At 62.6% G+C, this 20,392-nt stretch carries 18 protein-coding genes; 8 read left to right on the top strand and 10 right to left on the bottom strand.

Annotated elements, in window-relative coordinates; translation table 11 throughout:
• Positions 1-274: 274 nt before the first annotated feature.
• The 6 genes from phnE to PspS34_RS16860 all read right to left on the bottom strand — a co-directional run bounded on the left by phnE (position 275) and on the right by PspS34_RS16860 (position 6,333).
• Positions 275-1,042, bottom strand: coding sequence for a phosphonate ABC transporter, permease protein PhnE (phnE, locus tag PspS34_RS16885; RefSeq protein WP_154862022.1), 768 nt, complete (start codon positions 1,040-1,042; stop codon positions 275-277).
• Positions 1,039-1,866: an ABC transporter permease subunit gene (locus PspS34_RS16880; RefSeq protein ID WP_154862021.1), complete on the bottom strand. Its 828-nt coding sequence runs from the start codon at positions 1,864-1,866 to the stop codon at positions 1,039-1,041. Before PspS34_RS16880 ends, phnE begins: the two co-directional genes overlap by 4 nt.
• The gene (locus tag PspS34_RS16875; protein ID WP_154862020.1) at positions 1,860-2,657 is read right to left on the bottom strand and encodes an ATP-binding cassette domain-containing protein; all 798 of its coding nucleotides are present in this window, start codon (positions 2,655-2,657) and stop codon (positions 1,860-1,862) included. The genes PspS34_RS16880 and PspS34_RS16875 overlap by 7 nt, the downstream gene beginning before the upstream one ends.
• The gene (locus PspS34_RS16870) at positions 2,654-3,505 is read right to left on the bottom strand and encodes a putative selenate ABC transporter substrate-binding protein (protein WP_102671911.1); all 852 of its coding nucleotides are present in this window, start codon (positions 3,503-3,505) and stop codon (positions 2,654-2,656) included. Before PspS34_RS16870 ends, PspS34_RS16875 begins: the two co-directional genes overlap by 4 nt.
• 276 nt (positions 3,506-3,781) lie before the next feature.
• Positions 3,782-4,960, bottom strand: coding sequence for a PLP-dependent aspartate aminotransferase family protein (locus PspS34_RS16865; RefSeq protein WP_154862019.1), 1,179 nt, complete (start codon positions 4,958-4,960; stop codon positions 3,782-3,784).
• On the bottom strand, positions 4,957-6,333 hold the full coding sequence (locus PspS34_RS16860; protein ID WP_090456244.1) for a pyridoxal-phosphate dependent enzyme: 1,377 nt from the start codon (positions 6,331-6,333) through the stop codon (positions 4,957-4,959). The genes PspS34_RS16865 and PspS34_RS16860 overlap by 4 nt, the downstream gene beginning before the upstream one ends.
• Before the next feature lie 276 nt (positions 6,334-6,609).
• Here PspS34_RS16860 and PspS34_RS16855 point away from each other — a divergent pair, with 276 nt between their 5' ends.
• From PspS34_RS16855 to PspS34_RS16825, 7 genes are all read left to right on the top strand, one after another.
• Positions 6,610-7,971 carry an NAD(P)/FAD-dependent oxidoreductase gene (locus PspS34_RS16855; RefSeq protein ID WP_174245524.1) on the top strand — a complete coding sequence of 454 codons (1,362 nt, stop codon included), beginning with the start codon at positions 6,610-6,612 and terminating at the stop codon, positions 7,969-7,971.
• On the top strand, positions 7,971-8,381 hold the full coding sequence (locus PspS34_RS16850; protein WP_003201555.1) for a RidA family protein: 411 nt from the start codon (positions 7,971-7,973) through the stop codon (positions 8,379-8,381). The genes PspS34_RS16855 and PspS34_RS16850 overlap by 1 nt, the downstream gene beginning before the upstream one ends.
• A 10-nt stretch (positions 8,382-8,391) precedes the next feature.
• The gene (locus PspS34_RS16845) at positions 8,392-9,066 is read left to right on the top strand and encodes a DUF1028 domain-containing protein (protein WP_090456242.1); all 675 of its coding nucleotides are present in this window, start codon (positions 8,392-8,394) and stop codon (positions 9,064-9,066) included.
• The gene (gene argE, locus PspS34_RS16840) at positions 9,059-10,228 is read left to right on the top strand and encodes an acetylornithine deacetylase (protein WP_159390210.1); all 1,170 of its coding nucleotides are present in this window, start codon (positions 9,059-9,061) and stop codon (positions 10,226-10,228) included. Before PspS34_RS16845 ends, argE begins: the two co-directional genes overlap by 8 nt.
• A 35-nt stretch (positions 10,229-10,263) precedes the next feature.
• The gene (locus tag PspS34_RS16835; protein WP_102671907.1) at positions 10,264-11,304 is read left to right on the top strand and encodes an ABC transporter substrate-binding protein; all 1,041 of its coding nucleotides are present in this window, start codon (positions 10,264-10,266) and stop codon (positions 11,302-11,304) included.
• Positions 11,305-12,326: 1,022 nt separating this feature from the next.
• Positions 12,327-13,742 (top strand): cytosine permease, encoded by a 1,416-nt coding sequence (locus tag PspS34_RS16830; protein WP_159390209.1) that lies wholly within the window; start codon positions 12,327-12,329, stop codon positions 13,740-13,742.
• 124 nt (positions 13,743-13,866) lie between these two features.
• A complete protein-coding gene (locus tag PspS34_RS16825) occupies positions 13,867-14,934 on the top strand; it encodes a GGDEF domain-containing protein (RefSeq protein WP_150815045.1) in 1,068 nt (355 codons plus the stop codon).
• On the opposite strand, the gene PspS34_RS16820 is transcribed toward PspS34_RS16825, so the two are convergent.
• The 4 genes from PspS34_RS16820 to PspS34_RS16805 all read right to left on the bottom strand — a co-directional run bounded on the left by PspS34_RS16820 (position 14,931) and on the right by PspS34_RS16805 (position 19,078).
• Positions 14,931-15,290: a cupin domain-containing protein gene (locus tag PspS34_RS16820; RefSeq protein WP_150815044.1), complete on the bottom strand. Its 360-nt coding sequence runs from the start codon at positions 15,288-15,290 to the stop codon at positions 14,931-14,933. The genes PspS34_RS16825 and PspS34_RS16820 overlap by 4 nt on opposite strands.
• 13 nt (positions 15,291-15,303) lie before the next feature.
• Positions 15,304-16,701 carry an FAD-dependent oxidoreductase gene (locus PspS34_RS16815; protein WP_159390208.1) on the bottom strand — a complete coding sequence of 466 codons (1,398 nt, stop codon included), beginning with the start codon at positions 16,699-16,701 and terminating at the stop codon, positions 15,304-15,306.
• A gap of 70 nt (positions 16,702-16,771) precedes the next feature.
• Positions 16,772-18,046, bottom strand: a complete 1,275-nt coding sequence (locus PspS34_RS16810) for a glycosyltransferase (RefSeq protein WP_159390207.1) — start codon at positions 18,044-18,046, stop codon at positions 16,772-16,774.
• A 99-nt stretch (positions 18,047-18,145) separates the two neighbouring features.
• Entirely contained in the window at positions 18,146-19,078 is a 933-nt protein-coding gene (locus tag PspS34_RS16805; protein ID WP_150815041.1) for a GntR family transcriptional regulator, read from the bottom strand.
• A gap of 198 nt (positions 19,079-19,276) precedes the next feature.
• On the opposite strand from PspS34_RS16805, the gene PspS34_RS16800 reads away from it, so the two are divergent.
• On the top strand, positions 19,277-20,332 hold the full coding sequence (locus tag PspS34_RS16800) for a spermidine/putrescine ABC transporter substrate-binding protein (RefSeq protein ID WP_154862013.1): 1,056 nt from the start codon (positions 19,277-19,279) through the stop codon (positions 20,330-20,332).
• Positions 20,333-20,392 lie beyond the last annotated feature (60 nt).

Below are 20,392 nucleotides of genomic sequence, written 5' to 3'. Positions count from 1 at the left end.
AAAAAGTCGGTTCTTCCAGACTGCTCGCAAACTGACCACTGAAAACGCCTTTTTCGCGCGCCGCCATGCGAAATCTGAACCCGGAATCCTCTGTTCAAAAAGTAAAGATTTCAATCTCAAGCGCGTACTTTTCTGTCGTGGAAACCATGGTCGATTTTTTCAACAGAATCGGTCGTTTTCTGCCGATCATAGCCATAAAACGTGGTAGTCAACTCCATACAAATGGTTGCTCAGCTCGAATGCAATCAGGTGAGCAAATCCATGCAATCCCCCATCACGCCTTAACCCAACGCTGCCGACTCCAACTACTCAACCCATCAACCGCAAACACCAGCACCAACATCGCCAGGATCACAGTACTAGCCTGGGCCTCCTGGAACAGGCTGAGGCTGACATAGAGCATCTGCCCCAAACCGCCGGCACCGACAAAACCCAGCACGCTGGCCATGCGGATGTTGTTTTCCCAGCGGTACAGGATGTACGCCAGCAGCTGTGGAAACAGGTTGGGCAGGGTGCCATAACAGAAGGCCCAGACGACGTTGCCGCCCTGCAGACGGATGGCTTCGGCCGGTTGCGGCGGGGTGTTTTCCAGCGCTTCGGCGAACAATCGACCCAGCACCCCGGTGGTGTGCATGGCCAATGCCAGGGTCCCGGCGTTGGGGCCGAGTCCGGCTGCCAGCACCATCAGCGCGGCCCACACCAGTTCGGGAATTGCGCGCAGGGCGTTAAGCACAAGGCGCGACGCACTCTGCAACGGCCAACCGAAACGACCGGCCGCCGGCAAAGCCAGGACCAGGCCGAATACCGCCGCGAGCAGGGTGCCGAGGGCCGACATGGCCATGGTTTCCACGGCGCCACGGCCGATGGCTTGCAGATGGCCGGTGCTCAGGTCCGGGCTGAGAAAACGCAGCACGTAGGCGCCCATCTGCTTCAGGTTACCGCTGCCCGTCAGTTCGCCGAGGTCGATGCTCAGGTAGCTGAACGAGGCCACGACCGCCGCGCAGATACAGAGGATCAGCAGCAGGTTGAAAAGGCGATTCATGCGAACCTCCAGCGCAACAGGCGGCTGATCTGATCGGCGAACAGCACCAGGACGAAAAAGGTCAGCAACATGCTCGCCACTTCACCGCCGGCGAACATGCGCAACGACAAGTCGATCTGCTGGCCCAGCCCGCCGGCGCCGACGAAGCCCATCACCACCGACGCGCGGATCGCGCATTCCCAGCGATACACCGTATACGACAGCAACTCCGCCCCGACATTGGGCAGGATGCCGTAGCAGAACGCCGCCAATCGGCTGCTGCCGGCTTGCAGCAGTGAGTGGGCGGGACGCTGGTCCACCGATTCGAAAATCTCCGCGTAGACCTTGCCCAGCATGCCGCTGTAGGTGATGGCAATGGCCAGCACCCCGGCCGTCGGGCCAAGGCCGACGGCGCGCACGAACAGCAAGGCCCAGACGATTTCCGGCACGCTGCGCAGGAAGATCAGCAACCCGCGCACCGGCCAGCGCAACAACCGTCCCAAGGCGCTCGGGCGACCGCTGCGCGAAGCCGCCGACAACGAGAGCGCCCGGCTGGCCAGCAGGCTGGCGGGGATGGCCAATAGCAAGGCCAGGGCCATGCCGGCGGTGGCGATGGCCAGGGTTTGCAACGTGGCTTGCCACAGCAACTGGAGGAACTCTTCGCCATGGGCCGGTGGCCAGAAGGCCGAGACAAACCGGCCCATCTCGCTCTGGCTGTCAGCCTGGAGCAGCACACCCAGGTCCAGTTCGCTGAAATGAATACCGGGCCACAACAGGGCAAGCGCCAACAGACTGAGCAGCAGGCGGGGCAGGGTGGCCGGGTCTCGTGTATCGCGGGTCAGCATCGTGGAATCTGCAGGCTCAAGGGCGCCACCGGCGCGGGCGGCGATTGCAGTTGCTCGTTGGCGTAGAGCTTGTCGAGCAAATCATGGTCGACGTCGCTGGCGGGAAGATCGAACAGGATCTGCCCTTCACGCAATCCGATGATGCGCGAGAAGTGCGCCAGGGCCAGTTCCACCGCATGCAGGCTGGCGACCAGTGTCACCTGGTGTTCCCGGGCGTGTCGGCAGAGAACTGACAGGGTGTGCCCGGCCAGCACAGGGTCCATCGCCGACACCGGCTCATCGGCCAGCAGCACTTCGGGCGCCTGGTACAGCACCCGGGCAATGCCCACGCGCTGCAGTTGGCCGCCGGACAATTGCTGGCACTGGGCGAACAGCTTGTCACCCAGGTCCAGCTTGAGCAGTGCCGCCCGTGCGCCTGGAACATCCACCGGATGCAGCAGGCTCAACAGGCTTTTGGCAAAACCCCATTGCCCCAGCTTTCCGGCCAGCACCGCCGTGACCACCCGTTGCCGGGGGGGCAGGGGTGGTGCCTGATGCACCAGGCCGATGCGCGCCCGCAACTGCTGACGCCGACGCGCGCCGAGCTGCCAGGCGTGTTCGCCGAGTACCTCGACCGCGCCGTTGTCCGGGCGCAGGGCGGTGGCCAGCACGTTGAGCAGGCTCGACTTGCCGGCACCGGACGGGCCGATGATTGCGACTTGCTCACCGGCGCCGATGTGCAGGTCGACCTCATGCAGCGCACGCACGCCGTTACCGTGGGTGATGCTGACCCGGTTCAGGTGCAAGGTCATTTCAGCAGGTCGGCAGCGCGCGCGGCTTCCTCGATGCCCTTGTAGTTCTCAGGCTTGGTCTCGATGAAGCGGCTGGCGGCTTGCAGGTCCAGAATCGCTTTTTGCTCCGGGTTGGCCGGGTCGAGCGCGAGGAATGCCGCCTTGATTTTGCCAGCCAGGGCCGGGTCGAGGGTGCCGCGCACGGTCCAGTTGTAGTCGAAGTAGGCCGGTGTGGTGGCGAAGACCTTGACCTTGTCGGTATCGACCTTGCCGGCCTTGACCAGTTTTTCCCAGACGCTGGCATTGAGTACGCCGGCGTCCACTTTGCCAGCCTGAACCCAGGCGACCGTGGCGTCGTGGGCGCCCGAGTAACCGACGCGACTGAAATAGGTTTCCGGCTTGATGCCGTCCTGCAGCATGAAGTAACGCGGCATCAGACTGCCCGACGTCGATGAGACCGAACCGAAGGCAAAGGACTTGCCCTTGAGGTCGGCCAGCGACTTGACGGCCGGGTCGGCGGTGATGAATTTGCTGGTGAACTGGGCGTCCTGCTCACGCTGTACCAGTGGAATGGCATTGCCGGTTTTCAGTCGCGCCTGCACGAAGGTGAAGCCGCCCAGCCAGGCCATGTCGATGCGGTCTGTGGCCAGAGCCTCGACCACCGCCGGGTAGTCGGACACCGGTACGAACTCGACCTTCATGCCCAGTTGCTTCTCCAGATACTCGCCCAGGGGCTTGAACTTGCGCAGCAATTCGGTGGGGGCTTCATCAGGAATGGCGCTGACCTTGAGGGTATCGGCGGCCTGTGCCAACAGGGCGGAAAAGGATAGGGACAGGCCGACGGCCAATGCCAGGGTACGTTTGAGCATGGAAGTTCTCCGGTTCAATAGCGGAAAAATGTCGATGCGCCCCGCACAAGCTGATTGCTGCACGACGCTTCGTGAGGGTAGACGAAAACGGCGCGATTATAGGGGCTCTTGCGTGCTTGACCAGCGTTGCAACAAGACCTAAGGCCAAAAAAAGACCTGTGGGAGCGGGCTTGCTCGCGAAAGCGGCGTGTCAGTCACATCGATGTTGGATGTGCCGCCGTCTTCGCGAGCAAGCCCGCTCCCACAGGTTTTGCGGTGTCCCACCATTCAGGTGATTTACATCCTTGCCAACGCCTGCGCCAGATCGGCACGCAGGTCCTCGACATCCTCGACGCCCACCGACAACCGCACCAACCCATCGCCAATCCCCAGTTCCGCGCGGGTATCGGGCGGGATGGTGGCGTGGGTCATGATTGCCGGGTGTTCGATCAGGCTTTCCACGCCGCCCAGGCTTTCGGCCAGGGCGAAGATCTGCACGCTTTCAAGGAAGCGTTTGGTACCGGCCAGGTCACTGTTGAGGTCGAGGGAGATCATCCCGCCGAAACCGCGCATTTGCCGCTGGGCCAGTTCGTGTTGCGGGTGCGACGGCAGGCCTGGGTAGTAGACCCGTGAGACTTGTGGCTGGCGCTCCAGCCACTGCGCCAGCTCCAGTGCGTTGCTGCAATGTCGCTCCATGCGCAGCGCCAGGGTCTTCACGCCGCGCAGGGTAAGGAACGCATCGAACGGGCCGGCGATGGCGCCGACGGCGTTTTGCAGGAAGCCCAGGCGCTCGGCCAGTTCGGCGTTCTGCCCGACCACGGCGATACCGCCGATCACGTCGGAGTGACCGTTGAGGTATTTGGTGGTCGAGTGCAGCACGATGTCGAAGCCAAGCTCCAGCGGGCGCTGGATCCACGGGCTGGCGAAGGTGTTGTCGGCCACGCAGATGATGCCGCGGGCGCGGCAGGTGCGGGCGATGGCGGAGAGGTCGGTGAGGCGCAGCAGCGGATTGCTCGGGGTCTCGACCATGACCATGCGTGTGTCGTCTTGCAGGGACGCCTCGAACGCCGCCAGGTCGGTCAGGTCGACGAAGCTGAAGCGGTGCCCGGCGCTGCGCTGGCGCACCTTGTCGAACAGGCGGAAAGTGCCGCCGTACAGGTCGTTGCCCGAAACGATGTGCGAGCCGGCGTCGAGCAGTTCGAGCACCGTGGAAATGGTCGCCAGCCCCGAGGCGAAGGCAAAGCCCCGGGTGCCACCTTCGAGGTCGGCCACGCAGCGTTCCAGCGCCCATCGCGTCGGGTTGTGCGAACGCCCGTAGTCCAGGCCTTTGTGCACCCCGGGGCTCTGTTGCAGGTAGGTGGAGTTGGCGTAGATCGGCGGCATCAACGCCCCGGTCGAAGGGTCCGGCGCTTGCCCGGCGTGGATCACCCGGGTGGCGAAGCCCTGTGGCGGGGCGCTTTTATCCTGTTGACTCATGGCAGGGATCTCCGCAAATGGTTGAGCATGTCGGTTCGGGTAATCAGGCCGTGAAAGCCCGAGGCATCCTGGATGATCGCCACCAGTCCACGGCCCAGCTCGGCTTCCAGTTCAGCCAGGGTGGCATCGGGGGACAGGGTTTGCAGTTTGTCGGTCATGGCGCTGGAGACGGCCCTGCGAAAGTGCGCAACGTCTTCATGCACGCCCAGCAGGATGTCGGACTCGTCGATCACGCCGACCAGTTGCTGCCCCTTCACCAGCACCGGCAGCTGCGAGACATCCGCCAGGCGCATGCGCTGGAAAGCCGTCAGTAGCGTGTCATCCGGGCCGACGCTGATCACTCGGCCATCCTCGAAGCGCCGCGCGATCAGGTCGCGCAGGTCGCCGTAATGCTTGCGTTGCAGCAGGCCCTGATCGTTCATCCACTGGTCGTTGTAGACCTTCGACAGGTAACGCGTACCGGTGTCGCAGACGAAGCTGACGACCCGTTTCGGCTGGGTCTGTTCGCGGCAGTAACGCAACGCCGCCGCCAGCAAGGTGCCGGTCGACGAACCGCCGAGAATCCCTTCGGCGCGCAGCAGTTGGCGGGCATGATCAAAGCTTTCTTCGTCGCTGATCGAATAGGCGTGGCGCACGCTGGACAGGTCGGCAATCGACGGGATGAAGTCTTCGCCAATGCCTTCCACAGCCCAGGAACCGGGGGTGGGGAGGGTGCCACCGCGGCTGTATTCGGCCATCACCGAGCCGACCGGGTCGGCCAGGACCATTTCCAGGTCCGGCTGTACCCGTTTGAAGAAACGGGTCAGCCCGGTGAGGGTGCCGGCCGAACCGACGCCGACGACGATGGCGTCCACATCATGCTGGGTTTGCGCCCAGATCTCCGGCGCGGTGCTGCATTCGTGGGCCAGCGGGTTGGCCGGGTTGTTGAACTGGTCGGCGAAGAACGCATCGGGAATTTCCGCTGCCAGCCGTGCGGCGACGTCCTGGTAATACTCGGGATGGCCCTTGCCGACGTCGGAGCGGGTGATGTGCACCTCGGCGCCCATGGCCTTGAGGTGCAAGACCTTCTCGGTGGACATCTTGTCCGGCACCACCAGCACCACTCGGTAACCCTTGGCGCGGCCGACCAGGGCCAGGCCGAGGCCGGTGTTGCCGGCGGTGGCTTCGACGATGGTGCCGCCGGGGCGCAGGCGGCCATCGCGTTCGGCGGTGTCGATCATCGCCAGACCGATGCGGTCCTTGATCGAGCCGCCGGGATTCTGGGATTCGAGTTTGAGAAACAGCGTACACGGGCCGGTATCGAATCGGCTGACGCGTACCAGAGGTGTATTGCCGATCAGTTCGAGCACGGCAGGGCGGGAGTTGTCAGTCATGTCGTCACTTCCTTGCGCTATTCGCACTGGGTGGACATCGACCGGCGCTGTGCCATCAGGCGTCAATCGCCGGCATTGCATCGCTAGGACCATAGGCCGGGATCAGGCCTCCCGCAACCTTGCACAGCCGACCGGTCGGCTCGACGCTTTTTCCTCGCCAGCAACCACAAAAAACATAATTTCGCTATTTCCCGGCTCCGAACAGAATGCGGCCAACACCCTGACACCGATAGCCGCAGCAGAAGAACAACAGTGATCAGAATCGAGGCGGCAGCCATGACCGACCTGAATCAAACCACCTTTCAGAAGTGCACAGCCATGACAGTTGATAAAACCGAAATTGATACGCTTGTTGTTGGCGCCGGCCAGGCCGGCGTGGCCATGAGTGAACACCTGAGCAAGCTCGGTGTGCCTCACCTCGTTGTGGAGCGCAATCGTATCGCCGAAGCCTGGCGCACCGGTCGCTGGGATTCGCTGGTAGCCAACGGCCCGGCCTGGCACGACCGCTTCCCGGGGCTGGAATTCGACGGTCTGGACCCGGATGCCTTCGCCGGGAAAGAGCAGGTGGCTGAGTACTTCGAAGCCTACGCCCGCAAGTTCAACGCGCCGATCCGTACCGGCGTGGACGTGAAGAAAGTCGAACGCAATACCGACCGTCCCGGTTTCACCGTTGAAACCTCTGATGGCGTGATCGAGGCCCGGCATGTGGTGGTCGCCACCGGTCCGTTCCAGCGTCCGGCCATTCCGCCGATTGCCCCACAAATCGCCGGCATCGCGCAGATTCACTCCGCCCAATACTACAACCCGCAGCAACTGGCCGAAGGCGCGGTGCTGGTGGTGGGCGCAGGTTCCTCGGGCGTGCAGATCGCCGATGAACTGCAACGTTCCGGCAAGCAGGTCTACCTGTCGGTGGGCGCCCACGATCGTCCGCCGCGTGCCTATCGCAACCGTGATTTCTGCTGGTGGCTGGGGGTGCTTGGCGAGTGGGATGCCGAAGCCATGCAACCGGGCAAGGAACACGTGACCATCGCCGTGAGCGGTGCCCGTGGCGGCCACACCGTGGACTTCCGCCGGCTGGCTCACCAGGGCATGACCCTGGTTGGCCTGACCCAAGCGTTCAACGGCGCCATGGTGAGTTTCGAAAACAACCTCGCTGACAACATCCAGCGCGGCGATGAAAACTACTTGGCGTTGCTCGACAAGGCCGACGCCTACATCGAACGCAATGGCCTGGACCTGCCGTTGGAACCCGAAGCCCGGGCCATGCTGGCGGACCCGGATTGCGTGACCAATCCAATCCTGGAACTGGATCTGCTCAAGGCCGGTGTCACCACGATTATCTGGGCCACTGGTTACTCAACCGATTACAGCTGGCTGAAGGTCGATGCCTTCAAGGAAAACGGCAAGCCGCAGCACCAGCGCGGTGTGTCGGCCGAGCCGGGGGTGTATTTCGTGGGGTTGCCTTGGCAGTCCCGTCGTGGCTCCGCGTTTATCTGGGGCGTTTGGCACGACGCCAAGCACATCGCCGACCACATCGTTAAACAGCACACCTATCTCAACTACCGGGATGCGACCCAGCGTCAAGCCGAAGCCGCCCGTGCACCTATTCACAAAGCCAGCCTCATGGGAGTTCGTTAATGCCTACTCATACCCGCATCCGCATGTTCAACACCAAAGACACCTACCCGAACCAGACGCTGGACAACGATTTGTGCCAGGCCGTGCGCGCCGGCAACACCGTGTATGTGCGTGGTCAGGTCGGTACCGATTTCAACGGCCAACTGGTGGGCCTCGGTGATCCGCGCGCCCAGGCCGAGCAGGCCATGCGCAACGTCAAGCAACTGCTGGAAGAGGCGGGCAGCGACCTGAGCCACATCGTCAAGACCACCACCTACCTGATCGACCCGCGCTATCGCGAGCCGGTGTACCAGGAGGTCGGCAAGTGGCTCAAGGGCGTGTTCCCGATTTCCACCGGCCTTGTGGTCAGCGCCCTCGGCCAGCCGCAGTGGCTGATGGAAATTGATGTGATCGCTGTCATCCCTGAATAAGGAATTCGCCATGACTTTTTCCATCGTGGGTCGCTGCGCCGAGACCGGCCAGTTGGGCATTGCCATCAGCTCTTCGAGCATTGCCGTCGGCGCGCGCTGCCCGTGGCTGCGGGCCGGTGTCGGCGCGGTGTCGAGCCAGAACATCACGCTGCCGGCCCTCGGCCCGCAGATCCTCGATGAACTGGCCAACGGCTCGGCGCCGCCCCAGGCGCTGGACCACTCATTGACCCGCAACGGCTACAGCCAATACCGCCAGGTGGCGGTGGTCGATGCCCACGGGCGCACGGCGGTGTTCAGTGGCAACCATGCCCTGGGCATCAATAACGCTGTGGCCGGTGACCAATGCGTGGCGGCCGGCAACCTGCTGGCCAACAGTGGGGTGATCGAGGCAATGGTCGCGGCGTTCGAAAACAGCGAAGGCTGCCTCGCCACCCGGCTGATGAGCGCCTTGCAGGCCGGGCAGGACGCTGGCGGCGAAGCCGGCGCGGTGCACTCGGCGGCGTTGTCGGTGGTGGGTGACCTGACCTGGCCGATTGTCGACCTTCGGGTGGACTGGGCCGAGGAAAACCCGATTGGCGAGCTGGGCAAACTGTGGACGGCCTACGAGCCGCAATTGCAGGACTACCTGACCCGCGCCCTCAATCCGACCCTGGCCCCCGCGTATGGAGTGCCCGGCGATGAGTGAGTTGCGCAGCCGCGCCATGCTCGCGCGATTGATCGGGTTCGCCACGGTCAGCCGCGATTCGAACCTGGAGCTGATCGAGTTCGTGCACGACTACCTGCACGAACTGGGCGTGGATTGCGAACTGATCTACAACGCCGAGCGGACCAAGGCCAACCTGCTGGCCACGGTCGGCCCGCGTGTGGCTGGCGGCATCGTGTTGTCCGGGCACACCGACGTGGTGCCGGTGGATGGCCAGGCCTGGACGGTCGAACCGTTTTGCCTGAGCGAGGCGGACGGCAAGCTTTACGGTCGCGGCAGCGCGGACATGAAGGGCTATCTGGCCTCGGTGCTGGCCGCTGTGCCGATGTTTCTCTCCAGCCCTTTAAAGCGCCCGGTGCACCTGGCGTTTTCCTATGACGAAGAGGTCGGTTGCCTCGGCGTGCGCGGCTTGCTGGAAGTGCTGCCCCAACGCATCCCGACACCAGCGTTGTGTTTGATCGGCGAGCCGACCGAACTCAAGCCGGTGCTCGGTCACAAGGGCAAGCTGGCGATGCGGTGTCACGTGCGCGGCGCCGCCTGTCATTCGGCTTACGCGCCTTATGGGGTCAATGCCATCGAGCAGGCTGCACGCCTGATCGGTCGGCTGGGGGACATCGGCGCCACCCTGGCCCGGCCGCCATTGCACGACAAGCGCTTCGATCCTGCGTTCTCGACCGTGCAGGTCGGAGTGATCCAGGGCGGTACGGCGCTGAACATCGTTCCAGCGGACTGCCGTTTCGATTTCGAGATCCGCGCCTTGCCGGACTTCGCCCCGCAAGTGGTCGTCGATGAGTTGCAGGACTACGCCGAGCAGACGTTGCTGCCGGCCATGCAGGCCGTGGACACCGATACCGGTATCCGCTTTGAAAAAATCTCGGCCTATCCCGGCCTGGCGACACCCGCCGACAGCGCAGCGGCCCGGCTGATTGCCCAGCTGTGCGGCAGTGACGAGTTCAGCACCGTGGCCTTTGGCACCGAAGGCGGGCTGTTCGATCGGGCCGGGATTCCATCGGTGGTCTGCGGTCCCGGCAGCATGGACCAGGGGCACAAGCCCGATGAATTTGTCAGCGTTGATCAGATGGCGGCCTGTGACCGCTTGATGGATCGCCTGGCGGCTTACTTGAGTGAATCCGAACACCCATAACAACAACGGGCCGACAAGCCCCGAGGAAGCGATCCATGTCCAGATCCTTGCGTTGCAGTGTTCCGTTTGCCCTGGCGTTGTTGAGTGCCAGTGTGTGGGCGGCCCCCCAGGACCTCACCGTGATTTCCTTCGGTGGTGCTACCAAACAGGCCCAGGATAAGGCCTACTTCCAGCCCTTCAACGCCAGCGGCGCGGGCAATATCATCGCCGGGGAGTACAACGGCGAGCTGTCGAAGATCAAGGCCATGGTCTCCGCCGGTCACACCAGCTGGGACGTGGTGGAAGTCGAAAGCCCCGAGTTGTTGCGTGGCTGCGAAGAGGGCCTGTTCGAGAAGCTCGATGCGGGACGCTTCGGTGATTCGGCGAACTTCGTGCCGGGTGCGCTGACCGAGTGCGGTGTCGCAACCTATGTCTGGTCGATGGTCATGGCCTACGACCAGAGCAAGCAGGCCAAGGCGCCGCAGTCCTGGGCCGACTTCTGGAACGTCGCCGACTTCCCGGGCAAGCGCGGCCTGCGCAAGAGCGCCAAGTACACCCTGGAAATCGCGTTGCTCGCCGACGGAGTCAAGGCGGACGACGTGTACAAGATCTTGAAAACCCCGCAAGGCGTGACGCGGGCCTTCGCCAAACTCGACCAGATCAAGCCGAACATCCAGTGGTGGGAGGCGGGTGCGCAGCCGGCGCAATGGCTGGTGGCCGGTGACGTGGTGATGAGCGCGGCCTACAACGGCCGGATCGCTTCGGCGCAGAAGGAAGGCATGAAACTGAGCATCGTCTGGCCGCAGAGCCTGTACGATCCGGAATACTGGGCGGTGGTCAAAGGCACGCCGAACAAGGCATTGGCGGAAAACTTCATCGCCTTTGCCAGCCAGCCGCAGACGCAAAAAGTCTTCTCGGAAACCATCCCCTACGGGCCGGTGCATCGCCAGACCCTGCCATTGCTGCCCAAGGATGTGCAGGACCAACTGCCGACCGCCGAGGCCAACCTGGCCGGCGCGCGGGCCGTGGACGCGGAGTTCTGGGTTGACCATGGCGAGGAACTTGAACAGCGCTTCAATGCCTGGGCTGCGCGCTAACACAGGCACCACATAACCCCTGTGGGAGCGGGCTTGCTCGCGAAAGCGGTATGTCAGTCACATCGATGTTGGATGTGCCGCCGTCTTCGCGAGCAAGCCCGCTCCCACAAAAAAGCCTGGTGCAAACCCTCAGGTTCAAACTTTGCCGCCTTCGCGCAGTGGTGATGGTAGTCAATTAAAACGCAGGACCCTGTGGGAGCGAGCTTGCTCGCAAAAGCGGTACTTCAGTCACATCGATGTTGGATGTGCCGCCGTCTTCGCGAGCAAGCCCGCTCCCACAAAAAGCACAGTGCAATACCTCGGGTTCATGCTTTGCCGACTTCGCGCAATGGTGATGGTAGTCAGTTAAAACGCAGGACCCTGTGGGAACGAGCCTGCTCGCGAAAGCGGTATGTCAGTCACATCGATGTTGGATGTGCCGCCGTCTTCGCGAGCAAGCCCGCTCCCACAAAAAGCACAGTGCAATACCTCGTGTTCATGCTCTGCCGACTTCGCGCAGTGGTGATGGTAGTCAGTTAAAACGCAGGACCCTGTGGGAGCGGGCTTGCTCGCGAAAGCGGTATGTCAGTCACATCGATGTTGGATGTGCCGCCGTCTTCGCGAGCAAGCCCGCTCCCACAAAAAGCACAGTGCAATACCTCGTGTTCATGCTCTGCCGACTTCGCGCAGTGGTGATGGTAGTCAGTTAAAACGCAGGACCCTGTGGGAGCGGGCTTGCTCGCGAAAGCGGTATGTCAGTCACATCGATGTTGGATGTGCCACCGTCTTCGCGAGCAAGCCCGCTCCCACAGGGATTTCGTCGTTCAGTTGTCATGGTGTTCTGATCAATATTTTATTTTTATTGGTTTTTTCTGCCGGTTATTCCGGAAAACCACGCAATCTTTTTTAAGGTTTAAAGGCACAAATTAACTAATTTTCCTCCCCACACTCTTTGGCCATGATCGCCTCCAACAAGAAATGCGCAGGTATGCCCGCGCACACCGAAGTACGAACACGTACTCATCCTTGCCTTGGAGTTCGTCATGTCCACCACCGCTTCATCCGCCCCGCTCATCGAGAAACACACGATCGGGTACGTCCCCCCTGAGGATCGCCAAGGAAAGGTCAAAGATCTGTTCACCCTGTGGTTCGGCGGCAATATCGCGCCGTTGCCCATCGTTACCGGCGCGCTTGGCGTGCAGTTGTTTCACCTGAACCTGGTCTGGGGCATTGTCGCGATCATCGTCGGCCACCTGGTCGGCGGTGTGCTGATGGCGCTGCACTCGGCGCAAGGCCCGCAGATGGGCATTCCGCAGATGATCCAGAGCCGCGCTCAGTTCGGTTCGCTGGGCGCGTTGCTGGTGGTGGTGATTGCCGGCGTGATGTACATCGGTTTCTTCGCTTCCAACATCGTCCTGGCCGGCAAGTCGCTGCATGGCGTGGTCGAGAGCGTGCCGGTGTCCGTCGGCATCGTCCTCGGCGGCCTTGGCTCGGGGATCATCGGCATCATTGGCTACCGCTTCATCCACGTGCTCAATCGCATCGGCACCTGGGTGCTGGGCCTCGGCATCGTGCTCGGTTTCGGCTACATCCTGACCCACGTGCAGACCGATGACTTCCTGACCCGTGGCAGTTTCAACATTTCCGGCTGGCTGGCCACGGTGTCGCTGGCGGCGCTGTGGCAGATCGCTTTCGCGCCCTACGTGTCCGACTACTCGCGCTACCTGCCCAAAGACGTGAAGGTCAGTTCGACGTTCTGGGCGACCTACCTCGGCTCCTCGCTGGGTTCAATCCTGTCCTTCGTGTTCGGTGCCGTCGCCGTGCTGGCAACGCCGGTGGGCATGGACACCATGGACGCGGTGAAACTCGCGACCGGCGCCATCGGCCCGCTGATGCTGGTGCTGTTCCTGCTCAGCGTGATCAGCCACAACGCCCTGAATCTGTATGGCGCCGTGCTGTCGGTGATCACCTTGCTGCAAACCTTCGCCCACCGCTGGATTCCGACTGCTTCGAGCCGGGCGGTACTGTCGCTGATCATCCTGGCCGGTTGCTGCGTGGCGGCCATCGGCGCCTCGGCGGATTTCATCGGGCATTTCGTCGACCTGGTACTGGCGTTGCTGGTGGTGCTGGTGCCGTGGACTGCGATCAACCTCATCGACTTCTACGCGATCCACAAGGGCGAGTACGACATCGCCTCGATCTTCCGCGTCGACGGCGGCATCTATGGCCGCTTCAACCCGCAGGCGCTGTTGGCCTACGCCATCGGCATCGTGGTGCAGATCCCGTTCATGAACACGCCGATCTACACCGGCCCCGTGGCAGTGCACATCGACGGTGCGGATTTATCCTGGTTGGTCGGGCTGGTGGTCACCACACCGCTGTACTACTGGCTGGCGAACCGTGATACGGCTTACCGTCGGCGCCAGAACATGGCCGGGTTGATGCCGACCAACAGTTGATCGGACCTGTGGCACAGGCGTACCGGGTTGAAATGATTGTGTAATTCGGGATGGTCGTTTGCCGGGCGTATGGCTATGCTCAGCAAGTTTGCCAAACGCCAATGATAACAATCACAGTGAAACCATGAGCCAATCAGACACGCGTGCGACTGTTCTAGCGCTGTATCCAGAAGACTCCCGCGAGGCGGCGGCGTTGCTCAAGCAGGCAGTGCCGCTGATGGTTCGTCACAACATTCCGCCCAACCCGGTGCACTACGCGCTCTGGTACACCTACAGCAAGGGCCAGGAGCCGGAGCTCAATCGGCACCTGGACCGGGTGGTCAATGACTTCGACTACTTCCCGCCGGAGTCGGCCGCCAAACTGTTTCGCGAGTACATCATCCGCGATGAACTGGCGGACGCCCGCTCCGGGCAGCAGGACGCGATCAATCTGGTCGACGACATGGAGCGCGATGTATCGCGCAGCGTGAAGGGTAACCAGGATTTCCAGGCCAGCCTCGGCCAATACCTGCAGATGCTTGAAGAGCCCGCCAGCGAGCGCTTGCCGAGCATCCTGACCCAACTGCAACAGAGCACCCGGCTGATGCAGGGGCAGCAGGAACACTTCCTCGCCCAGTTGCAATCGGCACAGCATGAAATCAAAAGCCTGCGTGACAAGCTGGAGCGCGCCCAACTGGCCGCGACCCTCGATGGCCTGACCGAATTGCTCAACCGCACCACCTTCAACCGCCAGCTTGAACAGGCCTTGAGCAACGTGGCGACGGGCGTGGCGCTGGTCATGCTGGATATCGACCACTTCAAGCAATTCAACGACCAGTACGGCCACCCCTTGGGCGACCGCGTGCTTCAGCATGTCGCCCGGGTGCTGCGTGATTCGCTGCCTGGCGAAGCGTTCGCGGCACGTTATGGCGGCGAGGAGTTTTGCGTGGTGCTCAAGGATTGTCCGGACCTGGCCGCCGCGGGCGCTTTTGCCGAGCGCCTGCGTTTGAAAATCCAGTCGCTGCGGGTCAAGGCCCGGGGCACCGACACGGTGCTGGACACCATCACCGCCTCGTTCGGCGTGGCCCATGCACAACCCGGCGATACACCGGAAAGCCTGGTGACCCGCGCAGACGACGCGCTGTACCAGGCCAAGCGCAACGGGCGCAATCAGGTCTGTCAGCAGCCTGACGTAGCGGTCGGGGCCGTTTAGCCAAGGATGAAGTAGACCTTTCGCACCGTGGTGAGGTTTTCCCAGGTGCCATTGAATCCGCTGGCGACCACAAAGGAATCACCGGGGCCGAACGTGCGCGCGACGCCCTCGGCATCGGTCAGGCGCACGGTGCCTTCGAGGATGTGACACAGCTCATCGTAATCGCACTGGCAATGCTCCCGGTGCGGTCCTGCCTCCCAGATGCCGGCCACGGCGTTTTTCTCAGGCGTCACAAAGTGCCGCCAACTCTTGCTGCGGTAAGGCGCGTCGACCACGGCCGGATCGTTGATTTCAGTTTCACGGGGGGCAAGGTCGCTGGCGAAGTCGATGACGTGCCGGGGCAGGGCTGTGGACATGGTGGTCTCCGGATCAGGAATCGAAACCGATGCCAAAGGCATCGAAGGTCTTGAGCAGCAGGTCACGGTGACCGTCGCGGTCCTCCCGCGCCAGTGAGCGCTGGGCCAGTTTCACGCCGACGTAACGCAAGGGTTCGGGCGGAAAGCGGAACGGCGCCTTGGAGGTCATCAGCAGTTCGGTGCGTTCGGTGCGCTCGCCGCCCAGCAGGTCGAGCATGTTCAGCGCGGCGAAGCGGCTGGCGGACACCCCTTGTCCGGTGAAGCCCAAGGCATAGGCGACGCGGCCCTGGTGTTCGCAACCGGTGAACATCGTGGTGCGCGCCGAGGTGTCGATGATGCCGCCCCAGGCATGGCTGAAGCGCACATCGCCAAGGGCCGGGAAAGTTTGGTGAAACTGCTCGGCCAGGCGCTGGAAGCTTTGCGGTCGCTGGGTCAGGGCTTCGTCGCGGCGCCCGCCGAAATGGTAGATGGCATCAAAGCCGGCCCAGAGAATACGGTTGTCGGCGGTCTTGCGCAGGTAGTGGAACTGGTTGCCGGCGTCGGCGATGCCGTAGCGACCGGTCCAGCCGATGGCTCGCAGCTGCGCATCGCTCAATGGTTCGCTGACCAGGCTGTAGTCGTAGACCGGGATCACGCTCGATGCCAGATGGCCGAGCAGCGGCGGGGCGATGTTGGTGGCGAGGGCGATTTGCCCGGCGATGACTTCGCCGTCGGCAGTGGGCAGGCACAGGCTGTCGCGGCGGGCATCGAGTTTCAGGACCGGGCTGTTTTCGAACAGTTGGACCCCTTGTTCAAGGCAAACGCGGCGCAATTCAGCGGCCATTTTCGCCGGGTTGAGGAGGGCGTAATTGGGTTCGAACAGGCCGGCCACATACGCCGGGGAGTCGAGTTTCTGCGTCAGAGCGCGGCCTTCCAGCCACTCGCAGTCAATGCCGAATCGCGCGTAGTTACGCTGCATCGAGCGCAACCCGTCGACCTGCCACGGTTGGCTGGCGACGTTGAGTTTGCCATGGCGTTCGAACTCGACGTGCATGCCAAAGCGTTGCAGGTCGGCGGCCAGTTCATCGAGGTTCTGCCGGCCGAGGCGGATCAGTTGCTCGGCTTCATCCGGCCAGCGCTTGAGCGCATTGGACACTCCATGGGAAATGCTCGGCGCGCAGAAACCGCCGTTGCGCCCGCTGGCCTCACCGCCGCAGCGTCGTGCCTCGATGATCGCAATGCTCAGCCCGGGGTTGCGCTGACGCGCCAGCAGGGCGGTCCACAATCCGGTGAACCCGCCGCCGACCACGGCCAGGTCGCATTGCACCGTGCCGGTGACGGAAGGTGCGGCGGGCGGCGGGGTGACGGTGTCCTGCCAGAAGGGATGGGGCAGGACATGGTCAAGCGCATCGAGAAGCGATGGGGCATTCATGCTGAAACTCCGGCGGTGTGTCGGGCAGCGACGATTGCGTTCGGTTGCCCGACGGTTTTTGTTGTTATGGCTAGAGTGCCAGGATCGCCCGCGCGGCAATGTCGGTGCCGCGGGTCGCCTGCATGCGCTCGCTGAACGATGTGAGGCGTTGTTTCATCGCTTGATCGGCCAGCAGTTGTTCGAGGGCGGCGGGCAGGGCGGCCAGGGGATCGGCAAAGCGCGGCAGGTAGCGGCCGACGCCGGTTTCCTCGGCGCGGGCGGCGTTGTCGTGGCCGTCCCAGCAATAGGGGATGATCAGCGATGGCAGGCCGAAGTACAGCGCTTCGCAGAAGCTGTTGTTGCCACCGTGGTGGATGAACAACTGGCATTCCTTGAGCACCGCCGGCTGGGCAAACCAGCTGTCCAGGTACACGTTGTCCGGCACGGTGGTGTACATGTCGCGGTAGGCGCCGACGTTGACCAGGAAGCGGTACGGCAAGCTTTCGATCGTGCTGATCAGGCGTTTCATCATCCCTGTGTCGGCGGCGCCGAGGCTGCCGAAGCTGAGGTAGATCAGCGGCGCGTCGTTGTGCCGTGGAAAGTCCGGGACAATGTACGGCGCTTCGCGGCGCACGCAACCGTCGAGGTACACGTAGCGTTGCGGGGCCAGCGGTTGCTGGCGCTCATAGCGCACTGGCGTCGGTGACAGCAGCAGGTTCAGCCATGGCGAGTCGGTGAGGAACTGCCCCGCTGGGCACGGCGCGGTGCCGTTGCCGAGGAGAAAATGCGAAAAGCGTTCATGAGCTGGCGCGACAGCCTTGAGGTACTGCTCGGTGTAACGCTCACAGGCCTGGGTGTCGCTGGTCAGGCACCCGGACAGGTACGGCGGAACGGCCGCATCCGGCAGTTCGGTTTCGGCGCAGGACACCACCCGCACCCACGGGCAACCGGCGTTGGCGATGGCCGGGAACATCACCACGTTGTCGAGCACGATCACGTCGGGCTTGAGGCGGCCGAGCAACTGCTGCAAGGGTTTTTCCGCTTCGATGGCGGTATCGATGATGGCTTCCCAGGCCGGCGCCACATAGCTGTCGATCTGTGCCAGCGGGGTCTGGTCGAAGTAGGGAATGCTGCGCTCGATGAAGCGTTCCCAGTAGTGCTGGTGTTCCGCCGCCGACAACGGGCTCGCTTGCGGAATCGGGTACTCGTCGAAACCGTATTCGGCGAACAACCCCTGGAAATGTTCATGGCAGATGAACACCGGCTTGGCGCCCAGTTCACGCAGCGACTGAGCGATGCCAATGCAGTTCAAGGCCGCGCCGAAACTGGCTTCCGGAAACAGGGCGATCAGTTTTTGTTTTTGCATGGCGAGGACTGTCCATGGCGGGTCAGACCCGCCGCTCCTGAAGGTGTTTTTGATGCTGTCTTATTTTCAAAAAAAAATCATCATGTTTTTGCGAGCTGGTTAGCGACGCCCGAACAGATGGCTTTGCGGGATGCCACGGTTGGCGGTTTGCGGCCGTTGCGCGGCGCTCAGGCGCAGGTGCAAACGCAGCAGGTCGGCGGCGATCTCCATCTGCCCGCGTTCGATCTGCGCGATGATTTGCAGGTGTTCGCGTAGCGCTTCCTGCAGGCGGTGCACGCTCACCGATGGCAGCAGGTTCGGCAGGCGGCGCAGGCCCTGATGCTGGAGCAGGGCGTCGCTGATGAAGCGGTTACCGCAGCTCTGGGCCAGCAGTTCGTGGAAGCTGATGTCCAGTTCGCGAAATTGTTGGATGTCGAAGTCTTCCACGGGGCGGGCGAGCAGGCTTTGCGTGGCGCTGCGCAACAGCGCCAGGCGTTGCGGATCGGCATTGAAGCTGGGGCTGAGCAGGGCTTCAGGCTCAAGGATCAGGCGGAATTTCAGGCTTTCTTCGAGGGCGGCCAGGCTGTTCAGCGACGGGCGAAACAGCCAGGACTGGCCGGGGCCGCGCTCGATGGCCTGGCTTTCGCTCAATTGCTGCAGGGCCTTTTGTGCCGCCGGCCGGCCGATGTCGTAGCGGCGCATCAGTTCGCTGATGCTGATGCTGTCGCCCAGGCGCCCGGCCATGCGGTCGCGCAGCACCGAGGCGGCCAATTCTTCTTCCTCGGCTTGCGGCAGGGTGGCGTTGAAGACTTGGCCCGCCGGCGAGGCCAGCAGTCGGTAGCCCTTGCCGGCTTCGTGGCTCAGCAGGTTTTCTTCCAGTAGCACTTTCAACGCGCCGCGAATCAGCGTGCGCGAGACCTGGAAGGTCCGGGCCAGGGCTTGTTCGGCCACCGGGTCGCCGGCCACCATTGCGCTTTCCTGGGTGTGCTCGAGGATGCGGCGGGCCAGCTCCAGGTGATTGGTGCGCGGTTTTTTTTCGGCTGTCGTGCTCAAGCGTCTTTTCTCGTTGTGATCCGCTGTCGGACTCAGGTGCTCATCTTATGTCATGCGCTGGCGAAGCGTCAGGCCGTAAAAAAGCGTTGACATCTTTTGATACTGGTCCTAATTTCTAAAAAAAAACACAAGCAATCGTTTCTCGTTTTGCCGTACTGCCTTCGAACACAACAATAAACAATCGTCGGGTGAGTATTTATGAGCAAGCTGAATGATCTTCTGTGCGTGGGATTGGCCGTTTCCCTGGCGATCGCTTCACAGGCTGCAAGTGCGAAAGACATGGTGATTTCCATCTGGGACGGCTACATGGCCCCGGATGCGCTGGAGAAGTTCAAGGCTGCCAGCGGTGTGGACGTCGACAAGGCGTTGCACGCCACCAACGAAGAAATCATGGGCAAGCTGATGGCCTCCGGTGGCGAAGGGTATGACGTGGTGTTCGTCTCCTCGCCTTTCGCCGAAGTCCTGCACAAGCAGGGACTGCTGGCGGACATCGATCCGGTCAAAGTCCCCAACCTGAAAAACCTCTACCCCGAAGCCACTCACCTGGAATATGACCAGGGCAACCGGTTCTCCGTGCCTTACACCTGGGGCACCACCGGCATCTGCTACCGCTCCGACAAGGTGACACCAGCGCCACAGAGCTGGAACGAGCTGCTCAATCCGAGCGATGCCCTCAAGGGCAAGGTCACGATGCTCGCCACCGACCGCTGGATGCTCGGCGCCGGTTTCCTCGCCAAAGGCTGGTCGGTCAACGACAGCGACCCCGCGCAAATCGCCGCGGTTCGCGACCAACTGATCGCCACCAAAAAACGCATCCTCTCCTTCGACGACACCACCTTCTATTCCAAGCTGGCCTCCGGCGAATCGCTGATGGCCCACGCCTGGGACGGCTGGTGCAACTACGGCACGCAAGCCAACGCGGCGATCAAGTTCGTGGTGCCCAAGGAAGGTTCCGACCTGTGGGTGGACACCATGGTGGTGCTCAAAGGTTCGAAACACCAGGACGAAGCCTTCAAGTTCATCAACTTCATGCTGGCCAAGGAAAACCACGCCTGGGTCGCTGAAAACATCCTCTACAAAGTCCCCAACCAGGCGGCTATGGCCGGGTTGTCCGCTGACTTGCTCAAGCAATACCCCAATCTGACCATCGCCCCCGCCGAGCTGCTGAAAATGGAGCAGTTGCGCGACCTGGGCGGCACCACGCAAAAGGCCTACACCCGCGCCGTCACCGAAATCATGGCGGCGCAGAACTAACGCCACGTCGATCCGAGGCATGCCCGGCATGCCTCGCCACGCTCGCAAGCCGCCTCTGTC

This window comes from Pseudomonas sp. S34, assembly GCF_009866745.1.
GTDB classification, from domain to species: Bacteria; Pseudomonadota; Gammaproteobacteria; order Pseudomonadales; family Pseudomonadaceae; genus Aquipseudomonas; species Aquipseudomonas jessenii.
Note: the sequence above shows the minus strand (reverse complement) of the source record. Positions and strands in the feature narration are given on the sequence as shown.

What these genes read in the sequence shown, in the direction of transcription:
- PspS34_RS16835 (WP_102671907.1), top strand. Translation starts at nt 10,264, where the DNA reads ATGTCCAGATCCTTGCGTTGCAGTGTTCCGTTTGCCCTGGCGTTGTTG.
- PspS34_RS16865 (WP_154862019.1), bottom strand. Translation starts at nt 4,960, where the DNA reads ATGAGTCAACAGGATAAAAGCGCCCCGCCACAGGGCTTCGCCACCCGG.
- PspS34_RS16820 (WP_150815044.1), bottom strand. Translation starts at nt 15,290, where the DNA reads ATGTCCACAGCCCTGCCCCGGCACGTCATCGACTTCGCCAGCGACCTT.
- PspS34_RS16800 (WP_154862013.1), top strand. Translation starts at nt 19,277, where the DNA reads ATGAGCAAGCTGAATGATCTTCTGTGCGTGGGATTGGCCGTTTCCCTG.
- PspS34_RS16850 (WP_003201555.1), top strand. Translation starts at nt 7,971, where the DNA reads ATGCCTACTCATACCCGCATCCGCATGTTCAACACCAAAGACACCTAC.
- PspS34_RS16880 (WP_154862021.1), bottom strand. Translation starts at nt 1,866, where the DNA reads ATGCTGACCCGCGATACACGAGACCCGGCCACCCTGCCCCGCCTGCTG.
- PspS34_RS16875 (WP_154862020.1), bottom strand. Translation starts at nt 2,657, where the DNA reads ATGACCTTGCACCTGAACCGGGTCAGCATCACCCACGGTAACGGCGTG.
- argE (WP_159390210.1), top strand. Translation starts at nt 9,059, where the DNA reads ATGAGTGAGTTGCGCAGCCGCGCCATGCTCGCGCGATTGATCGGGTTC.
- PspS34_RS16845 (WP_090456242.1), top strand. Translation starts at nt 8,392, where the DNA reads ATGACTTTTTCCATCGTGGGTCGCTGCGCCGAGACCGGCCAGTTGGGC.
- PspS34_RS16825 (WP_150815045.1), top strand. Translation starts at nt 13,867, where the DNA reads ATGAGCCAATCAGACACGCGTGCGACTGTTCTAGCGCTGTATCCAGAA.
- PspS34_RS16810 (WP_159390207.1), bottom strand. Translation starts at nt 18,046, where the DNA reads ATGCAAAAACAAAAACTGATCGCCCTGTTTCCGGAAGCCAGTTTCGGC.
- PspS34_RS16815 (WP_159390208.1), bottom strand. Translation starts at nt 16,701, where the DNA reads ATGAATGCCCCATCGCTTCTCGATGCGCTTGACCATGTCCTGCCCCAT.
- PspS34_RS16860 (WP_090456244.1), bottom strand. Translation starts at nt 6,333, where the DNA reads ATGACTGACAACTCCCGCCCTGCCGTGCTCGAACTGATCGGCAATACA.
- PspS34_RS16855 (WP_174245524.1), top strand. Translation starts at nt 6,610, where the DNA reads ATGACCGACCTGAATCAAACCACCTTTCAGAAGTGCACAGCCATGACA.
- PspS34_RS16830 (WP_159390209.1), top strand. Translation starts at nt 12,327, where the DNA reads ATGTCCACCACCGCTTCATCCGCCCCGCTCATCGAGAAACACACGATC.
- PspS34_RS16870 (WP_102671911.1), bottom strand. Translation starts at nt 3,505, where the DNA reads ATGCTCAAACGTACCCTGGCATTGGCCGTCGGCCTGTCCCTATCCTTT.
- phnE (WP_154862022.1), bottom strand. Translation starts at nt 1,042, where the DNA reads ATGAATCGCCTTTTCAACCTGCTGCTGATCCTCTGTATCTGCGCGGCG.